The sequence below is a fragment of the Prolinoborus fasciculus genome (assembly GCF_056724605.1).
Window position 1 is genome coordinate 22,169 of sequence record NZ_JBWZQN010000023.1, and the last position, 22,813, is coordinate 44,981.

Below are 22,813 nucleotides of genomic sequence, written 5' to 3' on the forward strand. Positions count from 1 at the left end.
ACGAGTTGTCGAAATTCTGCCGATCTGTGGCACTACGATTTAATTTAATTTTTGCTAGACTAAAACTCTCTATAAGGGAAGCCGGTGATAGGAAACCCATTTATGTCCTTACGTGAAGATCGCAAGCAGCAAAGTCATCAGGCGTTACTCGATGCGACACTGGCATTCAGCAGTCAGGGTCGCGCTTTCAGCACGATCAGCCTACGTGAAGTTGCGAATGCAGTCGGACTGGTGCCGACGGCATTCTATCGGCATTTTCAGGATATGAACCAGTTGGGTCTGGAATTGCTGGATCAGGTTGCGATTCATATCAAGGGCGTACTCAATCAGCTGGGACAGGCTTATTTGTATCAGCCGAATACCCGAACCCACACCGGGCTGGAACTATTTTTTCAGGCCGTCGAATACCATCCTGAACCCTGGATTTTTTTTGTGGCAGAACGTTGGGGCGGTTCGGACGTGCTCCGTGCCGGTATTGAACGGGAAATTCGTTTTCTGGCTGAAGATGTGATGCATGAACTGGCCAAGATGCAATCGACCCGACATATTCAGGCGCCACAGGACTTGCAGGCTCTGGCACAGATGCTGATTGAACTGTCCCTGAACTGGGCCATGGGCTGGATTCATCTGCAGCATCAAGCTGATCCAGAGCTGCGCCGCACACAATCCACTGCCTTTAAAACCCAAAGCATATTGCAGATGCAACTGTTGCTGCATGGCATTTTGCACTGGTACCGGAGACCTACCGAAACAGTTGAAACCGTAAGCCCTGTGCTCAATGAAGCGGTCACTCCTCCGGCCTAAATAAAAAAACCTGCATCATGATGCAGGTTTTTTTAGTGATCGTCAGTTCAGACTTATTTGGCTTTACGCTCTTTTTCGATCAGGTAATTCACCACCTGAATGACTTTGGCATCATTACCTTGCACAATATATTTACCATTCACGGTCACTGCCGGAACACCACTGAGCTGATACTGAGCAGCCAGATTTTTAGCTTGGGCAATTTTCGAAGTGATCGGGAAAGATTTATAAGTGCTGTTAAATTTCGCTTCAGAAATACCATAGCGGGTATAGAACTTGGCCAATTGCGCCTGTTCTAAAATTGGACGTTGCTTGTCATGAATATCATGGAATAATTGTAAATGTGCTTTTTGACGCACACCCAATGCTTCAGACACATAATAAGCACGCGCTGCCTGTTCCCAGAGTGGATTCATTGCAGCAGGTGTACGTACGAAACGTACATCTTTTGGTAATTTTTTCAACCAGCCCTGCATATGGGGTTCAAGCGCGAAACAGTGACCACAGCCGTACCAGAAGAATTCACGTACCTCAATTCTGCCCGGTTTTTCGACTTTGACTGGTTTTGCAACCACCTGATAGTCCTGACCTGCCACAAAATTGGCCATAGCATTGCCTGAAAAGGCCAAAACAGATGCGGCAACAGCGCCTAAAAGGAATTTTTTCATTCGGATTATCGTCCTCTAAATCATTATGCTTAGTTTATGTGTTCACTATAAATCAATTATGCCGGTTTCGTTTTCATTCTGTGAACTTTTTTGCTGCTTTTATCGCTTTTTCTGCCAGAATCGCTACACTAAACCATCGGACTGATTTTCAAGGTTTTAAATCAGTTTCTCTGGCCATTCGGCACATACATATTTTTAGCTAATCACGACTGATTGAGGTGACACCGATGTCGCAATTGAATGTTGATCCACAAGAAATTGCCAAGTTTGAAGCATTTGCAGCTATATGGTGGGATCAGCATTCCGAGTTCCGCCCCTTGCACATGATTAATCCACTGCGTTTAAACTGGATTGATGAACATGCCGGAGGCCTGAACGGCAAAAAAGTGCTGGATGTCGGCTGTGGTGGCGGTATTCTGGCCGAAAGCATGGCGCGTCGCGGTGCCGATGTGCTCGGGATTGATATGGGTGCAGCGCCTCTGAACGTAGCACGCATCCATGCCGAACAGGAAGGTGTGAACAATATTGAATATCGTCAGGTGCCGGTTGAGCAACTGGCAGAGGAACAGGCTGGCCAATATGACATCGTGACCTGCATGGAAATGCTAGAGCATGTACCAGACCCGGCATCGATTATTCAGGCCTGTCACAAGCTGGTCAAGCCAGGTGGTCATGTATTCTTCTCGACCATTAACCGCAATCCGAAGTCCTATTTATTTGCCATTATTGGGGCAGAATATGTCTTGCGCATGCTGGCCAAAGGCACCCATGATTACAGCAAATTTATCAAGCCGTCCGAACTGGCACATGACATTCGCAACTCGGGTTTAAAGCTTAAAGACATGACCGGTCTGCACTATAATCCGCTGACCAAGCGTTATTGGCTGGCACCGAATGTTGATGTGAACTATATGGTCTATACCGTGAAAGATAGCGCAGCAGAGACCACAGCATGAAAGCCGTTTTATTTGACCTCGATGGTACCCTGATTGATACCGCTGCCGATTTTATCCGGATTATCCAGCAGATGTGCCATGAAGAAGGCCGTGCACTGGTTGAACCCGAGCTGATTCGTACCCAGGTCTCCGAAGGCGCTCGCGCTATGGTGAAACTGGTTTATCCGGAACTGCAACTGGAAGATCCGGTCTTTCTGCAACACCGTCAGCGCTTTCTGGACATGTATGGCGCAGATATTGCGGTCGATACCGATCTGTTTGATGGCATGTATCCATTACTTGAACAGCTAGAGGAAAATGACATTCCTTGGGGGATTGTGACCAATAAACCGCGCTGGCTCAGTGAGGCTTTACTGCAAGCACTGAATCTGAGTGAACGCTGTGCGGTACTGGTGTGCCCTGAAGATGTCACCCGCACCAAACCTGATCCTGAACCGATGTATCTGGCAGCCAAGCAACTGAATCTTGCCGCAGAAGACTGTATCTATGTCGGAGATCATCCACGAGATATTGATGCCGGCCGTCATGCCCAGATGCCGACCATTCTGGCTGCCTATGGTTATTTGCCGTTGCAATACAAAGACGATTTAAATGCCTGGCAGGCCGACCATATCGTGCATACTGTGCCAGAATTACATCAATTGATTCAGACACTGGTACTGAAGCAGCATACTGCGGTATCTTGAACGCTTAACACTAAATAATAAGAAATGAGGAGGTAGATAATGAAATATTCAGCATATCAACCTCGCCCCGATCTGCTCAAGGATCGTATCATCCTGATCACAGGTGTGGGCGATGGCATTGGACGTGCAGCAGCAATCAGTTATGCCTTGCATGGCGCAACTGTGGTGCTGCATGGGCGTACCTTAAACAAACTCGAAGTCATTTATGATGAAATTGAAAGTTTGGGTGCGCCGCAACCTGCCATCTTGCCGCTACAACTATCAAGTGCTTCAGAACGGGATTATGAGCTTTTGCTCGATACGCTAGACCGTCAGTTTGGTCGTCTGGACGGCATTCTGCACAATGCCGGCATTTTAGGCGAACGGGTTCCCCTGGCGGATTATCCGGTCAACGTCTGGGATGATGTGATGGCGGTCAATCTGCGTGCACCCTTTGTCATGACCCAGGCCCTGCTGCCGCTGTTATCCAAATCTGAACATGCTTCAGTAGTTTTTGCCAGCTCAGGTGTAGGCCGCGAAGCCCGCGAACGCTGGGGTGCCTATTCGGTGTCTAAAATTGCCATTGAAGCGGTAAGCCAGTTATTTGCCAAAGAGCAGGTACATCCAAATATCCGTTATAACTGCATCAATCCCGGAGCAACGCGGACTGCCATGCGCGCCAAGGCCTATCCGAATGAAGATCCGAAAACCCTGCCTACCCCCGATTCAATCATGCCGGCTTATCTGTATTTGATGGGTAATGACAGCCTGCATATGAATGGCCAGAGTATTGACGCACAGGATTAAATTATTCTGTCTGTCATTCAGGGAGCAATTGCTCCCTTTTTATTTCGGTTTTAGTCGTATTCAGCGCATAAATCTTGAGTAAGTTCACCCCGCTCGCATTGAGTTTCATTAAAATAACATCATACTAAGCCCCAATATATTTCACTCGAGTGCATCATGACTGAATTAAACAATATTACGGTGACCCATTTAGACGATGGCATGGTGTCGCTGCTGATTGATCAACAGCCTATTTCAGAAAAATACGGCACCAAGTTTGAAGCCAGTATCGTGGATGACATCAAAGCACTCGAAAATGCTCAGAAACTCAAATTGTTCGAGCAATTTGTATTTTCACATCAGGATCTGAATTTTGAACATGCCTATTATTATGTGACTGGCATTGAAAAATTAGACGACTGTTATCGTCTGGCCAAGCATTTTGTTTATCGCATTAAAATTGAAGGACAACCTGAAATCGAGCATGTCATCAGCAATCAGGGTAAAGCCATGACGGCCGAAGATGTACGTGCCTTTATTCAGGCGCATGTGCAAAAATCACTCAACGATTATACTGACCTGAACTACGCTTATTAAAAGTCAGGTCATTGAATAATCTTGGGCACTTTTCGATAAAGTGCCCTTTTTTTTCTTAAAATCCTGCAAAAAATAACAATAAATCGGATTTACATATTAAATATATAAAATTATACGGTTTTCCAAATCAAACTCATTGAACTATGCTTTCTTGAACCACAGATAGATCAAATCAGGAGCGCAGCATGGCTGACCAAAAACGTAAAATTGAAACGATTCACCGGATTGAACAGTTGCAGTTATCTGAAGCATTGATTGTGGCACTTGATGATGCTCTTCAAGCTGAATCGGTGGCTGAAGCAATCCAGTCCTTGCAGGGTTTGGCAGAACAATGGAATTAATCTCAAACTAAACTGGCAAAATTCTTTGCCGTTTCAGTAAATCATGAACTTTTTTCTTGCTGATTCAATGCTGTTTTTTTGAGCTAAATCATCGATTTTCGCTTGCATGTTGGCCCTTGCTTTGATGAGATAAGGACATAGCTCGATAGGCCACTTTATAGAAGTGATGCCGTCGCCTAAAGTCATGTAAAAACATGACATCATCATAATATCTCTGCATTTGTTATAAAAATTGTGCCTGTTCTTCACAGTTTCTCTGCAATTTTTCCGTACATTAGGCACTGTAGAAGATGAACAATTTAATGAGGGTTCAACATGAAAAAGGTTTTGGTGGCACTGGCAATTTCTTGCAGTACATTCATGCTGAGCAATGTCGTCATCGCTGCCCCTCATTTCAATGATGAATCCCGTATGGATTCACGTCATGGTCATGACAAGAAAAAAGCCCGTGAGTTCCGAGAGGAAGAGCAACAGGATAACCGCCGTATGCGTGAAGAACGTGGGGTGAAACGCCTGCAACAGTTACGCTGGCAGCCGGGTTATGTGATGCCACAGCATTATCGTGGCAATGGCTATAAAGTTGAATACAAAGACCATCGCCTGCCTCGACCTGACCGCAAGCAGCAATGGTATAAAGTCAATAATGACTACATTCTGGTGGATTCTGAAAACAACAGCATTATCCGCATCGTGGGTGACTAGTTCATAAGCGCATTCAAATTTAATCTTCTTTAAGGCCCAACCATGTTTGGGCTTTTCTATTTTACTGGCTGAATTTTTTTATCCGCAAATCTTGCGGCTTATCCAGCTTTTAGACTGCATGACTTATCTACTAAATTTCTTCATGAATTTAACAATTTAACTAAATTGTACTCACGCTTTCTATGTACTTGTTCGCTAATTTAGTCTTATCGAAATTAGATATACATCTTAAGGTGAGAGCCATGAAAAAAGTCTTAACTACAATCGCGTTATCTCTAAGTGCTTTGTTAGCTACTTCTGCAATGGCAGCACCACAGCATGACTCGCGTTATGACTATAATCCACATAAATCGGCACCACACTGGAATGCCAAAGATAGCAAGAAATGGAATGACGACCGTCGCTGGAATGATGACCGCCGTCATAACAACCGTATGGTCAATCCAAGCCGTGACTGGCGCGTAGGACAAACTTTACCTCGTCAATATGACAACAACCGTTTTGAAGTGAGTGATCGCGAAGCACGCCGTTTACCAAATACCGGTCGTTTCCAGCAATGGTACAAAGTCAACAATGACTACGTTCTGGTGAATGAACGTACCAACAAAATTGTACGCATCATGAACTAAGCTTTCTCCATTACTGCTCGTCTTGCAGACACCTGAAGGGGACTTCAGGTGTTTTTTTATATCTGCGCTTCCACTTGCGTTTTTTTTCATTAGAATCAAAGCTGGATCTTCAATCATTGAAATGGGCTCAGCATGACTTCAGCAGAAACGTCACAAAGCACAACCTTGCAATATGTGCACTGGTTTCGCCATTCTGCGCCTTATATCAATGCGCACCGCAACAAAACCTTTGTAATCATGTTTGATGGCGAAGCCGTCTTAAATGATAACTTTCAGCATATTATTCACGATATTGCTTTATTACATTCTTTGGGCATTCGGCTGATTCTGGTACATGGTGCACGTCCGCAAATTAACCAGAATCTGTCTCAAAGCCAGATTACGACGCCTTTTTACCAGCAGCGTCGGGTCACCACACGTGAATCTTTAAGCTGCGTGATGAATGCCGTCGGTTCGATCCGCCTGCAAATTGAAGCACTGCTGTCGATGGGACTGGCCAACTCGCCGATGTATGGCGCCCGGATTGATACCGTTTCAGGAAATTTTGTCACTGCCAAGCCGTATGGCATTCGCGACGGTATCGATTTCCAGCTGACCGGTGAAGTTCGTGCGGTCGATACTGACGCGATTCAGCGTCATCTGGATAGCCATAATATTGTGATGCTTGGCCCGACCGGTTATTCCACTACCGGAGAAGTCTTTAATCTGCTGGCTGAAGAAGTCGCGACCAAAACTGCGATTCGCCTCAAGGCAGATAAACTGATTTTTCTCGGTAAGCAGCATGGCCTGATGGACAGTAATGGCCAGCTCAAACGTGAAGTGACCCCACAACAGCTGGATGATTTTATTCCGATAGAACAAGATGCACTGGAAAGAGGACTACAATTGAAAGCTGCACAAGAAGCCTCAATGAACGGCGTACATCGGGTGCATCTGATTTCTTATGCCTATGATGGTGCCCTGCTGGAAGAACTGTTCACCCGCGATGGTTCCGGCACTCTGGTCACCGATGCACATTATGAAGAAGTGCGGATGGCCGATATTCAGGATGTAGGGGGTCTGATCGGTTTGCTGCGTCCACTGGAAGAAGAAGGCATTCTGGTCTATCGTTCGCGTGAACGTCTGGAAAATGAAATCAACCAGTTTGCCGTAATCGAACGGGACGGCATGATCCTGGCCTGTGCCGCCCTCTATCCGATTCCGACCACTGGTGATGAGTTGCGTTCTGCAGAAATTGCCTGTGTTGCGGTACATCCAAGTTATCGCAAGTCTAATCGGGGTAGCCAGATTCTGCATTATCTTGAAGAAAAAGCCAAAAGCATGCAGATTCAGCAGCTGTTTATTCTAACCACCCGCACCGCGCACTGGTTTCTGGAACAGGGCTTTGAACCGGCTTCAGTCGATGATCTGCCGGATGCCCGTCAGGCTTTTTATAATTATCAACGTAATTCAATTGTTTGCAAAAAGTCACTTTAAAGTGGCTTTTACTTTCAGTGCTTTAGCTTAATTTTAGATAAAGATATCTGGCAATCTCGATTTAAATTTTAAAATTCTATTACTCGTTTTTAGCTAAACATATCAACAGATCAGATTTAAAAAAATAACTATAAATTTCATAAGTTTGATTAATTTAAATATTAAATCTTCATTTTTATATAAATCACTTTTTCGCATAAGTTTTGCGCTTTTTTATTTATCTTTTTTCTTCATTAGAAATTCCTGAATAGTTATTTTTTTAGAAAAACAAAAACGATTAGCGTGTGTCTAAGTTTTCATTCACTAGTTTTTCACTTTCGGGAGTTTTGATTCATGCGCCAATCTCATGTTCAGTTTTTAGCAAAGACTGCAGTACTTGGTACTGCGATGGTGGGTGTCATGATGCTTTCAGGCTGCTCGAAAAAAGAAGAGACCATTACCCTGAATATCGGTTTCCAAAAATACGGCGTATTACCTATTTTAAAAGAACGCGGTACGCTGGAAACCAGCTTAAAACAGCAAGGGGTCAATGTGAAATGGGTAGAATTTCCGGCTGGCCCGCAATTGCTTGAAGGCCTGAATGTCGGCAGCATCTCTTTTGGTGAAGCCGGTGAAGCACCGCCGATTTTTGCCCAGGCGGCCAACTCAAATCTGGTCTATGTGGCCAATCAGCCGCAAGCACCTAAGGCCGAAGCCCTGATTGTACCGAAAGATTCACCAATCCAGTCTATTCAGGATCTGAAAGGCAAACGGGTAGCCCTGAACAAAGGTTCAAATGTGCATTACCTGCTGTTGAAAGTTCTGGAAGCCAACAAGCTGACACTCGGTGATATTGAAGTGATTTATCTACCACCTTCCGATGCACGTGCTGCATTTGAACGTGGTGCAGTTGATGCCTGGGTCATCTGGGATCCGTTCTTTGCAGCTGCTGAACATCAGATTGGTGCACGTGTCATTGCCAGCGGTGAAAATGTGGTGAGCAACCACCAATTCTATCTGGCAGATCGCAAGTTCGCAGAAAGCCATCCTCAGGTGGTACAGGCGGTTGTCAATGAACTAAACCTGACCACGGACTGGGTCGCAAAAAATCAGGACGCTGCCGCTCAGCTCCTGCAAAAACCGACAGGTCTAGCCGTCGATGTCTTAAAAACCTCTATTTCACGCATGGGCTTCGGTGTTAAACCCCTCACGACTGACGTGATTCAAAAACAGCAACAGGTCGCCGATGCGTTTTATGCGCAGCAGCTGATTCCACAAAAGCTGAATATTGATGCAGCAATTATTAAATAACAGCAGAATAATTCGAGAATAAAGATGAGTCATTTAAAAACAGTTTCTTATATCAGTTTAGCGTTATTGAGCTTTAGTCTGACTGGCTGTCAGAAACAGGAAGCACAGCAAAAGACTGCTGCAGACACCAAAGCAACACAACCGGTAAAAACCATTGCGATTGGCTTTCAGAAATCAGCCTTGAATCTGCTGGTGGCACGCGATGAAAAGCTATTAGAACAACAATTCCCGAATGCCAAAATTGAATGGAAAGAGTTTCCGGCAGGTCCACAAATGCTGGAAGCCTTAGCGGTCGGTGCAGTGGATTATGGCTATGTGGGAAATACTCCGCCTATTTTTGCACAGGCGGCAGACAAAGCCCTGAGCTACGTGGCCTTTGAAAAAGTGGCGGGAAATTCTTTGGCCGTGGTCGTGCCGAAAGACAGTGCCATTCAAAATATTCAACAATTGAAAGGAAAACGGATCGCGGTGCAGAAAGGTTCAAGTGCCCATGAACTTCTGGCCAAAACCCTGGAAAAAGCCGGATTAAGCTGGTCAGAGATTCAAGCCGTCTGGCTTCCCCCTGCGGATGCACGTGCTGCTTTTGACAAAAAAGCCATTGATGCCTGGACAATCTGGGATCCCTTCCTGGGTGCAGCCGAGTTCGACAGCAAGGTTAAGGTGCTGATTGAATCTAGTGACTTTCCACAAACCTACTCCTTTTATATCGGCAATCCCGAATTTATTCAGAAGCATCCGGATAGCCCCGGGAAGTTTATCCAGGCTTTAAATGCATCTGACCAGTGGATTCTTAAAAACCAGGCTGTAGCTCTAGATATTTATCAGAAAAGTACCGGTCTGAAACCGGATGTAGCGAAGATTGCATTTGAGCGTCGTCTTAAACCTTCGCCGGTACAACCATTAACGACGGAAGTGATCAAAGCTCAACAGAATATTGCCGATCTCTTCCAGCAGGTTCAACTGATTCCCAAAACCATCAGCGTCCAGCAACAGATCTGGTCGCCAGCGGCCACACATTGATGAGCAAACAAGATCATTTAATTTAAGGAATATTATATGAAAATTTTCTGGTTTATCCCCACTCATGGCGACAGTCGTTACTTAGGCACCAGCAAGGGCGCACGTGTTGTAGATCATGCCTACATGAAGCAGATTGCCGTTGCCGTGGATAATCTTGGTTATGAAGGTGTCCTGATTCCGACTGGCCGTTCTTGTGAAGATCCATGGTTAACTGCAGCCAGCCTGATTGATGCGACCAAAAAATTAAAATTCCTGGTGGCATTGCGTCCAGGCGTGACCACGCCGGCACTGGCTGCACGTATGGCCGCGACCTTTGACCGCTTGTCTAATGGCCGAGTACTGCTGAATCTGGTGACTGGCGGTGACGAGCAGGAGCTAAAAGGTGATGGCGTCTATGAAGATCACACAACCCGTTATAAAACGGCGACCGAATACACCACCATCTGGCGTGAAATTTTAAAACGCTCACATACCGGTGAAAGCTTTAGTTTCTATGGCGAACGCTTAAGTGTCGATGATGCAAAATTGCTGTATCCACCCATTCAGCAGCCGCATCCGCCTTTATGGTTTGGTGGCTCATCGGATGATGCCATTGAGCTGGCCACGGATCAGGTCGATACTTACTTGACCTGGGGCGAGCCACCGGCAGCAGTCAAAGAAAAAATTGCAGTGGTAAAAGCCAAGGCTGCAGCTAAAGGTCGTGAACTGAATTACGGGATCCGTTTACACGTGATCGTACGCGAAACCAATGAGCAGGCCTGGGCGGCGACTGAAGAACTGATTCAATATGTGGATGATGCCACTATCGCTGCAGCCCAAGCCAAGTTCAAATCCATGGACTCGGTCGGTCAGCGCCGTATGGCAGAACTGCACAATGGCGATCGCAGCAAACTCGAAGTTTCTCCAAACCTCTGGGCAGGTGTGGGTCTGGTTCGTGGTGGTGCAGGTACGGCACTGGTCGGCGATCCGGAAACTGTCGCTGCACGTATCCAGGAATATGCCGATCTGGGGATCAGCACCTTTATTTTCTCAGGCTATCCACATCTGGAAGAATCCATCCGTTTTGCAGAACTGGTATTCCCTTTACTTCCACTGGAAACCCAGCAAAAACTCACTCAACCAAACTTGACCGGTCCATTTGGTGAAATCGTGGCGAACAACTACACACCGGACGAGAACAAGCAGGCTGAGAAAATTAAGGAGTCTGCTTAATGTCAAAAGTCGTTTCAGTTGAAACCCTGACCCCAAAGCAGGTTTCACGTGGAACAATTCTGGGGCAGCATCTGCTGCCTTGGCTGGTTCCAATTTTTTTAATTGCGATCTGGCAGATTGCCTCTAGCACTGGTCTGCTGGAAAGCCGGATTTTGCCTGCACCGAGTGCTGTGGTTTTAGCCTTCTGGAATTTATTGCTCAGCGGTGAACTGTGGACGCATGTGCAAGTCAGTGCGGGGCGTGCCATCAGCGGCTTACTGGTGGGTGGTGGTTTGGGCCTATTGCTGGGCCTGTTAAATGGTTCATCCAAAACCGCCTCTACCCTGCTCGACACTACCTTGCAGATGATCCGCAATATTCCTGCACTGGCACTGATCCCCCTCGTCATCTTATGGTTCGGGATTGATGAATCCTCCAAATTGTTTCTGGTGGCGATTGGTGTATTTTTCCCAATTTATATCAATACCTATCACGGCATCCGCTCGGTCGATCCACAATTAATCGAGATGGGAAAAAGCTATGGTTTAAGCCGCTGGCAGCTTTATAGAGAAATTATTCTGCCGGGTGCGATGCCGTCGATTCTGGTCGGCCTGCGTTTTTCTCTGGGTCTGGTCTGGGTACTGTTAATCGTTGCCGAAACTATTTCTGCCCAGTCCGGTATTGGATATATGACCATGAATGCACGTGAATTTTTACAAACTGACGTGGTTCTGGTAGGTATTTTACTGTATGCCCTACTCGGCAAACTGGCCGATGTTCTGGCAGTAGCTTTAGAACGATTCCTGCTGCGCTGGCATGCCGGCTATCAAAAATAAAGAATAAATGAGGAGCATGTGATGACTGATCTCAGTTTAGGACGTCATGCCAATGACCCGAGTGCACCACTCGAACCACCTATGGCAGATATCAATCCTGCTGCAGTGCTCGGTGCCGAAATTATCATTGAACAGCTGCACAAGTTTTACGGTTCGGTCAAGGTTCTGGAGGATCTGGACCTGCATATCCAGCCGGGTGAATTTCTGGCAATTGTCGGTCGCAGTGGTTGTGGTAAGAGTACTTTATTGCGCCTGATTGCCGATCTGGAACAGCAAAGTTACGGCGAAATCAAGTTCAAATCAGCCCGAAATATTCGTGAAGGCATTACTGTCGATGATATCCGGGTGATGTTTCAGGACCCTCGCCTGCTGCCTTGGCGCAGCATCGAACAGAATGTGCAACTCGGTTTACCAAAGGCGCAGCATGCCAAAGCCTCTCAAATGCTGGAAAAAGTTGGCCTCAAAGAAAAAGCCGGACTGTGGCCTTCACAACTTTCCGGAGGACAGCGGCAACGTACCGCCTTGGCGCGAGCGTTGTCGCATCAACCTCGTATTCTGCTGCTTGATGAACCGCTCGGCGCCCTGGATGCCCTGACACGTCTGGAAATGCAAAACCTGATTGAGCGTCTCTGGACCGAGCAAGGCTTTACCGCCATTCTGGTCACACATGATGTCAGTGAAGCCGTACAACTGGCAGACCGGATTATCTTGCTGGACAAAGGCCATATTGCCAAAGAATTTCGGGTCGACTTACCTCGTCCCCGGCAAAAAAGTGTGACATTTGCAGAACTGGAACAGCAGGTCTTGCAGGCAGTTTTAGCGACCTGAATACTCAATCAAACCCAAAATCGAGCATGGTTTTGGGTCTTATTCTTATAAAAAATACTTTTATCTCAATAAGAGGACATTTTTATCAGATTCATTTCAGCATGATTCCTCTCTTCCATTGATGAAGAAAAAAGATGAATAAATGAAGTATTTTCAGAAACTTGAATTTTTCTCCCGGTGTAGATGCATTTAGCCTGTTTTAAATATTGATCTAGAGAATAAATCATCATTATTCAAAAAATTAGCCTGTGACTGTGTGCACAAATCTGATGATTTGCCGTACAATTGAGGATTCCCTTTTTCATTGTTTTTTATATTTGCTAATGGAACAAAAAAAGAGTACTCAAAAACGCAATCAGCTGCTAAATGCTGCACTAGACGTATTTTCCCTATATGGTTTTAATGGGGCAAGTCTGGATGAAATCGCACAAATTGCAGAAATGCATAAGTCGAATATTTTCTATTATTATGAAAATAAAGAAGCCCTGTATGTCGAGGTATTAACCACTGTTTTACAAAAATGGCTGGCGCCTTTACAAACCCTTGAAGCTGAACTTGAACCTGAAGAAGCGATCACCAATTATTTGATGCAAAAAATTGAAGTATCGCGTACCCAGCCTAAAGCATCCCGTTTATTTGCTTTAGAGGTGATTCAAGGTGCACCGCATATTCTGGAAATTTTAAAAGGTCCGCTGAAAAAACTGGTCAAGCGTAAAGCCAAAGTGATTTCCAACTGGCAGGAGCAAGGCAAGATTTCTGCAGATATTGATCCTGAGTTACTGATTCTGAATATTTGGGCGATTACCCAGAACTATGCAGACTTTGCGACCCAAATGGAAATGGTCACGGGTAAAACCTTGCGTAACCGCAGCATGCAGCAACGTATTATCCAGCATACGGTACACATGATGTTATACGGCGTGATTCCACGTACGGATAAATAAGCAACTGCTTCTGATTGGCACACGACCATAGCTGCTATGGTCGCCAAGCAAACTTAACCTTCCCGTTTATTTTACCATTTGATATAAATCCAATAATTTTTTCGCACCCAATAACAGATTTTCTTCCCAATCCAGATGCGCAGTCTCATTGGCTCCATCACTAATGTATTTCACTGAAATCAGCCGAACGCCCAGCTTTTTACAGACTTTGGCCAAGGCATAGCCTTCCATATCGACCAGATTACACGCCACTTTTGAAATACCGGTTTCAAAGCTGTCGCCTGTGCCACAAATCCCTTTCGGCAAATGGTCAAAGAAAGACTCCAGCTCAATCGCACCCGGGAAATGCTGATCCATCGGGGTCATGCCGACCTCAAAGCCAAGGGGTGAAACATCCATATCACGCTGTACAAATTGCGTGACTTCGACCAGTTCATGCGCATTGAAATGCGAACTCCCCGCGCTTCCCAAATTTAGCAAGGTACTGCAACCAGTGTTCTGAATCACCTCAAAAGCTTTAAAGGCCGCGTTTACTTTACCAATCCCGCTGTAATTTACCTGAATGCCTTCTGCTTCAAACAAGCCTTTGGATTCATTGGGTAGAGCCATGATGAGCGCAAGATCGGACATTCGAAATACCTGATATCAAAAAACCCTGACATTAGAAAACAAAACCGGCTGAATGAAAAGCACCAGTGCTCTGATCAGACATGCTCAGTGTGTCGAAAAACCAGTCGGCTCAATTCTAGGAAGATGAATTTTCAAGAAAAATATTGCATAAAAACACAACAGCAAGACGAAAGCGCGAGATTATGGCAATATATAGCCTCTCGATATTTCTAAGCACTTGATTTGCCCATGCAGCTGCTCCGTCTAAATGCTTTAGCCTCTCATTCTGAATTACCCAAAACTGCCGTGACCATCGGTAATTTTGACGGCGTGCATTTAGGCCATCAGGCGATGATCCGTCAGCTGCAACAGGTGGCCAAAGCACAGGGTTTAAAATCTGTAGTGATGATTTTCGAGCCGCAACCGCTTGAATACTTTCAGGGTTATGATGCCCCACCGCGTATTTCATCGTTGCGTGAAAAAGTTGAATACCTGACTGAGCTGGGTGTGGACTATATCGCGGTGGCGAAATTTGACCATACTTTCCGCAGCCTGACTGCAGAAGCTTTTGCTGACATTTTAAAAGAAAAACTGAATGCTCGGCATCTGGTCTTAGGCGATGATTTTCACTTTGGTAAAAACCGTCAGGGCAATAGCGAATTCCTGCGCAATTACGGCTTTGAAGTGACCAATTTAAATACCATTGCTTTGGATGGTGAACGGGTCAGTTCCACCCGGATTCGCCAGACCTTGCAAGCCGGTGATTTAGCCTTGGCCGCACAATTGTTGGGTCGTCCCTATAGCATTACCGGGCGGGTGCAATATGGTGATCAGATTGGTCGAACCATTGATTTCCCCACTATTAATGTACGGCTCAACCGTCATAAGCCCTGCCTGAAAGGGATTTATGGGGTTGAAGTTATTTGCGAAACCTTATCCTTAAAAGACAAAGTAAAAGCCGACTCTGCAGCGCAAACAGGTATCGCGGGTTATGACCCAACTGCCCTGTTTGGGGCAGGTCATGTCGGCACACGTCCTGCCATTAAACAAGCACATCCAGAGTGGCGATTAGAAGTACATTTTCCAGATGTTTCTGCTAATCTGTATGGCCTGTTGATGCGGGTGACGTTCTTAAACTATTTACATGGCGAAAAGGACTATCCTTCGCTTGAAGCGCTAAAAGCCGGAATTGATGATGATGTCGAGAAACTGCTTGAGTTTCGTCGAAATCACCCCACATTTCCCTTTTAATATCCCATATTTTTATTGTAAAACGTGTCAGTGACATAACTGATTAGATTGGAAGACGACTTGCATGAGCGATAAGCAAACTCCTGAAAATGCAGTGGACTATAAAGCCACGCTAAACCTCCCAGGTACTGACTTTGCAATGAAAGCAAATTTGGCAGTACGTGAAGCGAAATGGTTAGAAGAGTGGTATGCCGACAACATTTATCAGCAGATTCGTGAATCGCGTATTGGCAAGAAAAAATACGTGCTTCACGATGGCCCTCCTTATGCCAATGGTCAAATCCATTTGGGTCATGCAGTCAATAAAGTACTCAAAGACATCATTATCAAAAGCCGTGTCATGGATGGTTTTGACGCGCCATACGTGCCAGGTTGGGACTGTCATGGTCTGCCAATCGAATTAAAAGTCGAAGAAAAAGTCGGCAAAGTCGGCGTAAAAGTAGATGCGTCTACGTTCCGTAAAGCGTGCCGTGAATATGCGTATACTCAAGTTGAGCTTCAAAAGAAAGACTTCGTACGTATGGGTGTGTTCGGTGATTGGGACAATCCTTACCTAACCATGAACTTCAAACAAGAAGCCGACATCGTACGTTCATTGGGTGCAATCGCGAAAGCCGGCCACATTGAGCCAGGTCTGAAACCGGTGAACTGGTGTCTGGACTGTGGTTCATCATTGGCTGAAGCTGAAGTTGAATATGAAGATAAAAAATCGGATGCAATTGACGTCGGTTTTACCGTTGTTGATTTAGCTGATTTGTCTGCTCGTTTAGGTGTAGACGTTGCCGATCGTACCGACATCGTAATCTGGACCACGACACCTTGGACCATGCCTGCTAACCAGGCGGTTGCATTGCATGCGGAGCTTGAGTATCAACTCGTTAAAGCAACAGCCGAAGATAAAGCTGCACAAAACTTCATTTTGGCGAAATCATTGGTTGAGTCTGCGACTCAGCGTTATGGCTTTACTGCATTTGAAGTGCTTGCTGAATTCACAGGTGCAAAACTTGAAAAATTAATCCTACAACATCCTTTAATCGCTGAACGCCAAGTGCCAGTGATCTTGGGTGAACATGTCACTGATGCTAGTGGTACAGGTGCAGTACATACCGCACCGGGCCACGGTGTGGACGACTATAAAGTTGGTTTACAGTACAACTTAAAAGTGGAAAACCCAGTCGGCGGTAATGGTGTGTATTTACCAACATCACCAATCTTCCCGGGTGAGCACATCTACAAAGCCAATCCAAAAATTATTGCGGCATTGACTGAAGCAACCAAGCTTTGGGCACATGTGGTGATCAAGCATAGCTACCCACATTGCTGGCGCCATAAAACGCCGATTATCTTCCGTGCGACCCCACAATGGTTCATCAGCATGGATGCCAAAGGTCTGCGTCAAAATGCGTTAAACGCGATTGAAAACGATATCAGCTTTGTACCGGACTGGGGTAAAAACCGGATTCAGGCGATGATTGAAGGTCGTCCAGATTGGTGTATTTCACGTCAACGTACTTGGGGCGTGCCAATTCCGTTCTTCGTACATAAAGACACCAATGAATTGCATCCGCGTACGCCTGAACTGATCGAAGAAGTCGCGAAACTGATCGAGCAAGAAGGTATTGATGGCTGGTACAACCGTAATGCATCTGAGTTCATCGGTGCGGATGCTGAGCAATACAATGCAGTACGTGACACGCTAGACGTTTGGTTCGACTCAGGTACAACGCACTATGCCGTACTACGTGAACGTGAAGAATTGACTGATCCTGCTGATTTGTACCTTGAAGGTTCAGACCAGCACCGTGGCTGGTTCCAGTCGTCGTTATTGACCTCGATTGCGATTAACGAACGTGCGCCATATAAAGGTCTATTGACCCACGGTTTCGTGGTCGATGAAAAAGGCCGCAAGATGTCCAAGTCGATCGGTAACGTGATCACGCCGCAAGACATCATTAAAGATATGGGTGCAGATGGCTTACGCTTCTGGATCGCATCGGCAGATTACCGTTATGAAATGACCGCAGGTAAAGAAATCTTTAGCCGTGCCTCTGATGGTTACCGTCGTATCCGTAACACGCTTCGTTTCTTGTTGGCGAACCTGAATGGCTTCAAACCTTCGACAGATGCCCTGCCTGTGGATCAATTGATCGCGCTTGATCAATACATCTTGCAACGTGCATCTGAAGTGCAAGAAACCATTAAGAAAGCATACGAAGATATGAACTTTCATATCGTCACCACTGCTTTAACGAATTTCTGTATCAACGACTTAGGTGGTTTCTACTTAGACATCATCAAAGACCGTCAATACACCACCAAAGCGGATTCACAAGCACGTCACTCTGCACAAACTGCGTTGTATCACTTGGTACAAGCATTCGTGCGTTGGATGTCACCAATCTTGAGCTTCACTGCACAAGAAGCTTGGCCGTTAATCCCTGAGCAATCAGAGAAATACGTGTTCACGGCTGAATGGTATGATATTCCTGTGGCTTCAACTGCAAATGTAGTATCTGAAGCTGAATGGCAAACGCTCATTGCTGTGAAATCTGCAGTAAACAAATTCATTGAAACTGCACGTACAGCAAAAACTGTCGGTTCTAACTTGTCTGCCAAAGTTGAACTTTGGGCAAATGCTGAATTAAAAGCAGTGCTAGATAAGTTAAGTGATGAGCTTCGTTTCGTCCTGATTACGTCACAAGTGATCGTGAATGAATTTGATGCAGCACAAGGTGAAGCCTCTGATCTTGAAGGCTTGAATGTGAAAGTTTCAGCAGCTGATGGCGAAAAATGCGTACGTTGCTGGCATGTATTACCAGATGTAAATACACATTCTGCACATCCTGGTCTATGCGGTCGTTGTATTATAAACCTTCCTACAGGCCAAGGCGAAGAGAGAAAATATGCCTAATACCCACAGCAAAAAGGGCTTATTCCAGTTCTATCCACATAATTTATGGTGGGTTGGGCTGGCCATTCTGGCGATCATTCTGGATCAATGGACCAAATGGATTGCAGTGACAAATCTGAACTATGCAGATCCTGTTCCTGTGCTGCCCTTTTTAAATTGGACACTGCTACATAACTATGGCGCTGCCTTTAGTTTTCTGTCCGATGCTGGTGGTTGGCAACGCTATTTCTTTACTTCACTGGCAGGTTTAGTGTCTGTAATCTTCGTGTTTTGGCTGATGCGTATGCCAAAAGACATGAAAATTTTACCGCTGGCAATTGCCCTGATTCTGGGTGGTGCCATCGGTAATTTAATCGACCGGGTCAGCCTCGGCTATGTAGTCGATTTTATTCATGTGTATTACCAGAACAGCCACTTTCCTGCTTTCAATATCGCAGACAGTGCCATTACTGTAGGCACTATTCTGATGCTGATTGATACCTTTTTCTTAGAAAAACATCGAATTCAACGGGCGCAAGCACAACATGACTGATTTTATTCATCCTAACGAAGAAACCCGGGTTGCAGACGGTTCTAAAGTCGAGCTGCACTTTTCTGTCGCAATCGAAAATGGCGTGGAAATTGACAATACCCGTAGCCGTGAAGAACCGGTCAGCCTGGTGATTGGCGATGGCAACCTACTGCCTGGTTTTGAAAAAGCACTGATTGGCTTACGTGCCGGTGACCGTCGCACGGTCAGCCTGCCACCAGAAGATGCTTTTGGGCCATGGAATCCAGAAAACATCCAGAAATTTGACACGGTAAAATTTGGAGAACGTCCGATCGAAGGTCACATGATCGAGTTTGAAGACAAAGCCAAAGCGACCTTGTATGGCGTGGTGAGATCGGTGAATGATGACATCACTGAAGTGGACTTTAACCATCCATTGGCAGGCAAAAACATCACTTTTGAAGTGGAAATCTTTAAAGTGACACCTGCGGGTCAGCAAGGTATTAAACTGATGTAAAACATCAGCTAATTGACTGATTTTGAAAAAGCTCCTTCGGGAGCTTTTTTATTTTCCGGATACAAATCATCTCTAGTCACCTCTCTGAAATCTGATTAATTTAATTTGATGATCAGACCCGAAGAAAGGATGAAACATGAAAATTTATATTGTGGTTGGAAGTGTGCGTGAGGGACGTACCGCGATTAAAGTGGCACACTGGGTACTGCAGGAAATTAAAAGTTATGCCTTTAGCACTTTAGAAACTGAAATTGTCGATCTAAAAGAATGGGATCTTCCGCTATTTTCTGGGGCTCATCCGCCATTGACCGGAATTTATGATCAACCCAAACAGCAAGACTGGGCCGACAAGATTGCGCTTGGCGATGCCTTTATTTTTGTCACGCCTGAATACAATCATGGCTATAGCCCTGCCCTGAAAAATGCCTTGGATTATCTCGGCAAGGAATGGCAAGGCAAACCGGCAGCTTATATTGGTTATGGTGCGACCAACGGCTCACGTTCAATTGACCAGATTCGTCAAGTCGGCACTCAACTTGGACTGGTGGATACCAATGCCGTGATTGAAATCCGGGACATCTTTGCGCGCAATAAAGATTATTCCTTCCAAGGCAATGAATTTGATAATAAAAACTTAAAAGCTGTGGTAGATAGACTGATTCAATATGTCAGTGCTTAATGTGGACGACAGTCCTGTACGTTTTAGCCTACATGCAGCGCAGAGTTTAGCCGCTATGCGGTCGTTTTATGCGAGGCTATAGTGAGTACATAGACAGACAGGAAGTCTGCAAAGCGATACGACAACAATAAAAAGCGCCAATCAACAGGACGTTGACAGATTAGACAGGAGTCAGATCTGAGAAGCAAATCCAGAAAAGTCTCGACAGGATGTTGAGGCTTTTTTGTTTTTAAACTTTAGATGTAACGTGAATACTAATCGGGATACATCAGACATCAACCTTAAACCCGAGATCAACATCACAGGCCGCTTGTCCTCCCCGTATCCCCCAATTTTCCAATGCACTTTCTCTCAGATGAATCAGAATATGATCTGCGGGAATACCGATTTCCCCGAGACTTTTGACCATCTGCTGATACAAATTGCACTTGATCTCCAGACTGCGGCCAGCAAAACAGTCAATACTGATCAAGGTGAAATATTCAGGTTTAGCTAAATGGCTCATATACTGAAAACGATGCGCTTCATGCACGACCAGACGAATATTACGATCATATTCAGGCAGCTGAAAGGCGGTTTGTACACAATGAAATACGTTGTTGAGCAATTGTTTCTCAACTGCTTGAGGATATTGTTGCCGAACTTCAATTTGAATCGTAGGCATAGGAGTTTCCTTTTTATTATTTTAGCGACGTTTTATTTAAATCAGTTGATGTATATCAAAAGAGTATTCTCTCGCTAAAATGCAGCAAAATCATCACCGCAGTTTATGATTTGGTCAAAAGATCATATTGAAACAGTATTTTTGAATTTATCTTTTTAAAATTCGGCTGTCGGCTTTGACCTACAATCTATGCAGCTAAACTGCCCTATTGCGCTGCGTCGCTTCAGGCTATATTCAGATCATACCAAGACAGGAAGTCTTGTAAGAAAAATAAAAAAAATCACGTAGCAGGATGCTGATCGGTATAACAGACATTATACCTTTAACAGAATATGAAAAGGCCTTCACAGGATGTAGAGGCCTTTTTCTTTCATGTCAGCATCAGCTTAAAAATCCTTTTATCCAGATGGTTAGCTTATTCAATACTTCATATTTAGATAAGCAACCTAAAAGCAGATGATTAAGGTGCTGTCATTTTTAACAAACCTGCTCGCGGACCATCTTGAATCACCCACAGTGAACCATCCTGTGCCTGAGCAACCCCGCGAATCCGCTCTTTCATATCCAGACGTTGAACTTCTTTCACTGGAACCTGGGTGGTATCCACAATCACAATCGCCTTAGAAGACAGACCGGTAGCAATCGCTTTATTTTTCCATTTCGGAAAGACATTAGCAGTATAAAATATTAAATCTGAAGGAGAAATTACCGGAGTCCAATTCAGTGCCGGGGCCTCAAATTCAGGTCGGGTACTGTGGTCAGGAATCGGCTTACCGTCATAATGATCGCCATTGGATACCAGTGGATAACCATAATTTTTAGCTTTGACAATCTTGTTCAGTTCATCGCCGCCTTTCGGTCCCATTTCGATCACCCAAAGCTGCCCTTTCGGATCAAAAGCCATGCCTAGAGGATTACGGTGTCCAAGACTCCAGACCTGCTGGGCAATTTTACCCTGAGTCATAAACGGATTATCGGCAGGGATTGAGCCATCATCATTCAGGCGAATAATCTTACCGGCATTAGATTGCATGTCCTGTGCAGGGTTGAATTGCTGACGTTCTCCTGAACTGATCCATAACTTACCATCCGACCCGAATACAATCCGATGGGCATAATGTCCCTGGCCTGAAAATTTCGGCACTTGCGTCCAGATCCGTTCAATCTGTTTCAGTTGGGGGGTAGACTGGCTCAAATCAAGTTTGCCACGAACGACCACAGCACCATATCCACCTTGACCCTTTTCAGCATAACTCAGATATACCCATCGATTCTTTGCAAAATCTGGATGTAAAGCAACTTCACCTAAGCCGCCTTGGCCCCCATACGCAACCTGGGGTATACCTTTCACCTCGATTTTTTTCTTGGTTTTTGGATCAAAGAGCTGCAATTTTCCTTTGCGCTCAGTAATCAATAGTCGGCCATCATTTAAAGTAGTAATCGCCCACGGCTCATTAAATTGAGCCACCTGTTCAACCTTATATTTTTGCATGCTTAAAGAGACTGCATCCGATTTGGCAGCTGATGTAGATGCGTCTTGAATACTTCTAGAAGATGAATTCTCTGCATGACAGGCAGTAAATGCTAAAGCACAACAACTGAGTAGAATTTTTATTTTAAATTGCGACAACATCCTCTTCTCCATACTGATTTATTGTTCAAATTAACATCAAGATACAGAGTTTCTGGTCTAAATTCAGCATAGAAAAGTAAATAGATATATTTTAAAAATTATAAATATAATTTCTCTTAATAAAGAATTAGTGTCTAAGCTTTCGACTAAATCCCGCGCATAAAAAAACACCCCCAACCGTTTGGTTGGGGGTGTTTAGGAATAATGAGCTGGCGATGACTTACTCTCACATGGGTAACCCCACACTACCATCAGCGCTAAGAGGTTTCACTTCTGAGTTCGGGAAGGGATCAGGTGGTTCACTCTTGCTATGGTCGCCAGCACAA

At 45.1% G+C, this 22,813-nt stretch carries 24 protein-coding genes and 1 rRNA gene; 20 read left to right on the forward strand and 5 right to left on the reverse strand.

Going from position 1 to position 22,813, the window contains the following annotated elements; genetic code table 11:
* Positions 1-102: 102 nt before the first annotated feature.
* Complete coding sequence (locus tag AC1P5O_RS07395; protein ID WP_086044244.1) at positions 103-804, forward strand: TetR family transcriptional regulator; 702 nt, start codon at positions 103-105, stop codon at positions 802-804.
* 53 nt (positions 805-857) lie between these two features.
* Here the strand turns inward: AC1P5O_RS07395 and AC1P5O_RS07400 are convergent, their stop codons facing one another.
* Positions 858-1,472: a thiol:disulfide interchange protein DsbA/DsbL gene (locus tag AC1P5O_RS07400; RefSeq protein WP_005094908.1), complete on the reverse strand. Its 615-nt coding sequence runs from the start codon at positions 1,470-1,472 to the stop codon at positions 858-860.
* A 227-nt stretch (positions 1,473-1,699) separates the two neighbouring features.
* On the opposite strand from AC1P5O_RS07400, the gene ubiG reads away from it, so the two are divergent.
* The 14 genes from ubiG (at position 1,700) to AC1P5O_RS07470 (ending at position 13,733) form a co-directional block, all read left to right on the forward strand.
* On the forward strand, positions 1,700-2,428 hold the full coding sequence (gene ubiG / locus AC1P5O_RS07405; protein ID WP_005250185.1) for a bifunctional 2-polyprenyl-6-hydroxyphenol methylase/3-demethylubiquinol 3-O-methyltransferase UbiG: 729 nt from the start codon (positions 1,700-1,702) through the stop codon (positions 2,426-2,428).
* Complete coding sequence (locus AC1P5O_RS07410) at positions 2,425-3,114, forward strand: HAD family hydrolase (RefSeq protein ID WP_005250183.1); 690 nt, start codon at positions 2,425-2,427, stop codon at positions 3,112-3,114. Before ubiG ends, AC1P5O_RS07410 begins: the two co-directional genes overlap by 4 nt.
* A 39-nt stretch (positions 3,115-3,153) precedes the next feature.
* Positions 3,154-3,900, forward strand: coding sequence for a YciK family oxidoreductase (locus AC1P5O_RS07415; RefSeq protein WP_086044245.1), 747 nt, complete (start codon positions 3,154-3,156; stop codon positions 3,898-3,900).
* Positions 3,901-4,056: 156 nt separating this feature from the next.
* Positions 4,057-4,476: a hypothetical protein gene (locus tag AC1P5O_RS07420; RefSeq protein WP_005250180.1), complete on the forward strand. Its 420-nt coding sequence runs from the start codon at positions 4,057-4,059 to the stop codon at positions 4,474-4,476.
* A gap of 185 nt (positions 4,477-4,661) precedes the next feature.
* Positions 4,662-4,817, forward strand: a complete 156-nt coding sequence (locus AC1P5O_RS07425; protein WP_005105291.1) for a hypothetical protein — start codon at positions 4,662-4,664, stop codon at positions 4,815-4,817.
* A 315-nt stretch (positions 4,818-5,132) separates the two neighbouring features.
* Positions 5,133-5,519, forward strand: a complete 387-nt coding sequence (locus AC1P5O_RS07430) for an RcnB family protein (RefSeq protein WP_005105288.1) — start codon at positions 5,133-5,135, stop codon at positions 5,517-5,519.
* Positions 5,520-5,761: 242 nt separating this feature from the next.
* The gene (locus tag AC1P5O_RS07435) at positions 5,762-6,148 is read left to right on the forward strand and encodes an RcnB family protein (protein WP_005250179.1); all 387 of its coding nucleotides are present in this window, start codon (positions 5,762-5,764) and stop codon (positions 6,146-6,148) included.
* Positions 6,149-6,280: 132 nt separating this feature from the next.
* Positions 6,281-7,624: an amino-acid N-acetyltransferase gene (gene argA / locus AC1P5O_RS07440; protein WP_005250177.1), complete on the forward strand. Its 1,344-nt coding sequence runs from the start codon at positions 6,281-6,283 to the stop codon at positions 7,622-7,624.
* Positions 7,625-7,957: 333 nt separating this feature from the next.
* Complete coding sequence (locus tag AC1P5O_RS07445) at positions 7,958-8,914, forward strand: sulfonate ABC transporter substrate-binding protein (RefSeq protein ID WP_005250176.1); 957 nt, start codon at positions 7,958-7,960, stop codon at positions 8,912-8,914.
* A 24-nt stretch (positions 8,915-8,938) separates the two neighbouring features.
* Positions 8,939-9,934, forward strand: coding sequence for an aliphatic sulfonate ABC transporter substrate-binding protein (locus AC1P5O_RS07450; RefSeq protein ID WP_005250174.1), 996 nt, complete (start codon positions 8,939-8,941; stop codon positions 9,932-9,934).
* Positions 9,935-9,970: 36 nt separating this feature from the next.
* On the forward strand, positions 9,971-11,146 hold the full coding sequence (gene ssuD / locus AC1P5O_RS07455; protein WP_005250172.1) for an FMNH2-dependent alkanesulfonate monooxygenase: 1,176 nt from the start codon (positions 9,971-9,973) through the stop codon (positions 11,144-11,146).
* A complete protein-coding gene (gene ssuC / locus AC1P5O_RS07460; protein ID WP_005250170.1) occupies positions 11,146-11,961 on the forward strand; it encodes an aliphatic sulfonate ABC transporter permease SsuC in 816 nt (271 codons plus the stop codon). The genes ssuD and ssuC overlap by 1 nt, the downstream gene beginning before the upstream one ends.
* A gap of 21 nt (positions 11,962-11,982) precedes the next feature.
* Positions 11,983-12,789 carry an ABC transporter ATP-binding protein gene (locus AC1P5O_RS07465; RefSeq protein ID WP_005250167.1) on the forward strand — a complete coding sequence of 269 codons (807 nt, stop codon included), beginning with the start codon at positions 11,983-11,985 and terminating at the stop codon, positions 12,787-12,789.
* A gap of 323 nt (positions 12,790-13,112) precedes the next feature.
* Entirely contained in the window at positions 13,113-13,733 is a 621-nt protein-coding gene (locus tag AC1P5O_RS07470) for a TetR family transcriptional regulator C-terminal domain-containing protein (RefSeq protein ID WP_004281222.1), read from the forward strand.
* Between the two features lie 66 nt (positions 13,734-13,799).
* On the opposite strand, the gene AC1P5O_RS07475 is transcribed toward AC1P5O_RS07470, so the two are convergent.
* Positions 13,800-14,363, reverse strand: a complete 564-nt coding sequence (locus tag AC1P5O_RS07475) for a 5'-methylthioadenosine/S-adenosylhomocysteine nucleosidase family protein (protein ID WP_071851055.1) — start codon at positions 14,361-14,363, stop codon at positions 13,800-13,802.
* A 228-nt stretch (positions 14,364-14,591) separates the two neighbouring features.
* Between AC1P5O_RS07475 and ribF the strand changes: the two genes are divergently transcribed.
* From ribF to AC1P5O_RS07500, 5 genes are all read left to right on the forward strand, one after another.
* A complete protein-coding gene (gene ribF, locus AC1P5O_RS07480) occupies positions 14,592-15,593 on the forward strand; it encodes a bifunctional riboflavin kinase/FAD synthetase (RefSeq protein WP_086044246.1) in 1,002 nt (333 codons plus the stop codon).
* Between the two features lie 64 nt (positions 15,594-15,657).
* Positions 15,658-18,504, forward strand: coding sequence for an isoleucine--tRNA ligase (ileS, locus tag AC1P5O_RS07485; RefSeq protein WP_086044247.1), 2,847 nt, complete (start codon positions 15,658-15,660; stop codon positions 18,502-18,504).
* On the forward strand, positions 18,497-19,036 hold the full coding sequence (lspA, locus tag AC1P5O_RS07490) for a signal peptidase II (protein ID WP_005105275.1): 540 nt from the start codon (positions 18,497-18,499) through the stop codon (positions 19,034-19,036). Before ileS ends, lspA begins: the two co-directional genes overlap by 8 nt.
* The gene (locus AC1P5O_RS07495) at positions 19,029-19,511 is read left to right on the forward strand and encodes an FKBP-type peptidyl-prolyl cis-trans isomerase (RefSeq protein ID WP_005105274.1); all 483 of its coding nucleotides are present in this window, start codon (positions 19,029-19,031) and stop codon (positions 19,509-19,511) included. The genes lspA and AC1P5O_RS07495 overlap by 8 nt, the downstream gene beginning before the upstream one ends.
* A gap of 136 nt (positions 19,512-19,647) precedes the next feature.
* On the forward strand, positions 19,648-20,190 hold the full coding sequence (locus AC1P5O_RS07500; protein ID WP_004281216.1) for an NADPH-dependent FMN reductase: 543 nt from the start codon (positions 19,648-19,650) through the stop codon (positions 20,188-20,190).
* A gap of 268 nt (positions 20,191-20,458) precedes the next feature.
* Here the strand turns inward: AC1P5O_RS07500 and AC1P5O_RS07505 are convergent, their stop codons facing one another.
* The 3 genes from AC1P5O_RS07505 to rrf form a co-directional block, all read right to left on the reverse strand.
* Complete coding sequence (locus AC1P5O_RS07505; RefSeq protein ID WP_086044248.1) at positions 20,459-20,854, reverse strand: tautomerase family protein; 396 nt, start codon at positions 20,852-20,854, stop codon at positions 20,459-20,461.
* A gap of 460 nt (positions 20,855-21,314) precedes the next feature.
* Complete coding sequence (locus tag AC1P5O_RS07510) at positions 21,315-22,487, reverse strand: PQQ-dependent sugar dehydrogenase (protein WP_005250159.1); 1,173 nt, start codon at positions 22,485-22,487, stop codon at positions 21,315-21,317.
* Positions 22,488-22,694: 207 nt separating this feature from the next.
* Positions 22,695-22,809, reverse strand: a 5S ribosomal RNA gene (gene rrf, locus AC1P5O_RS07515).
* Positions 22,810-22,813: the final 4 nt, after the last annotated feature.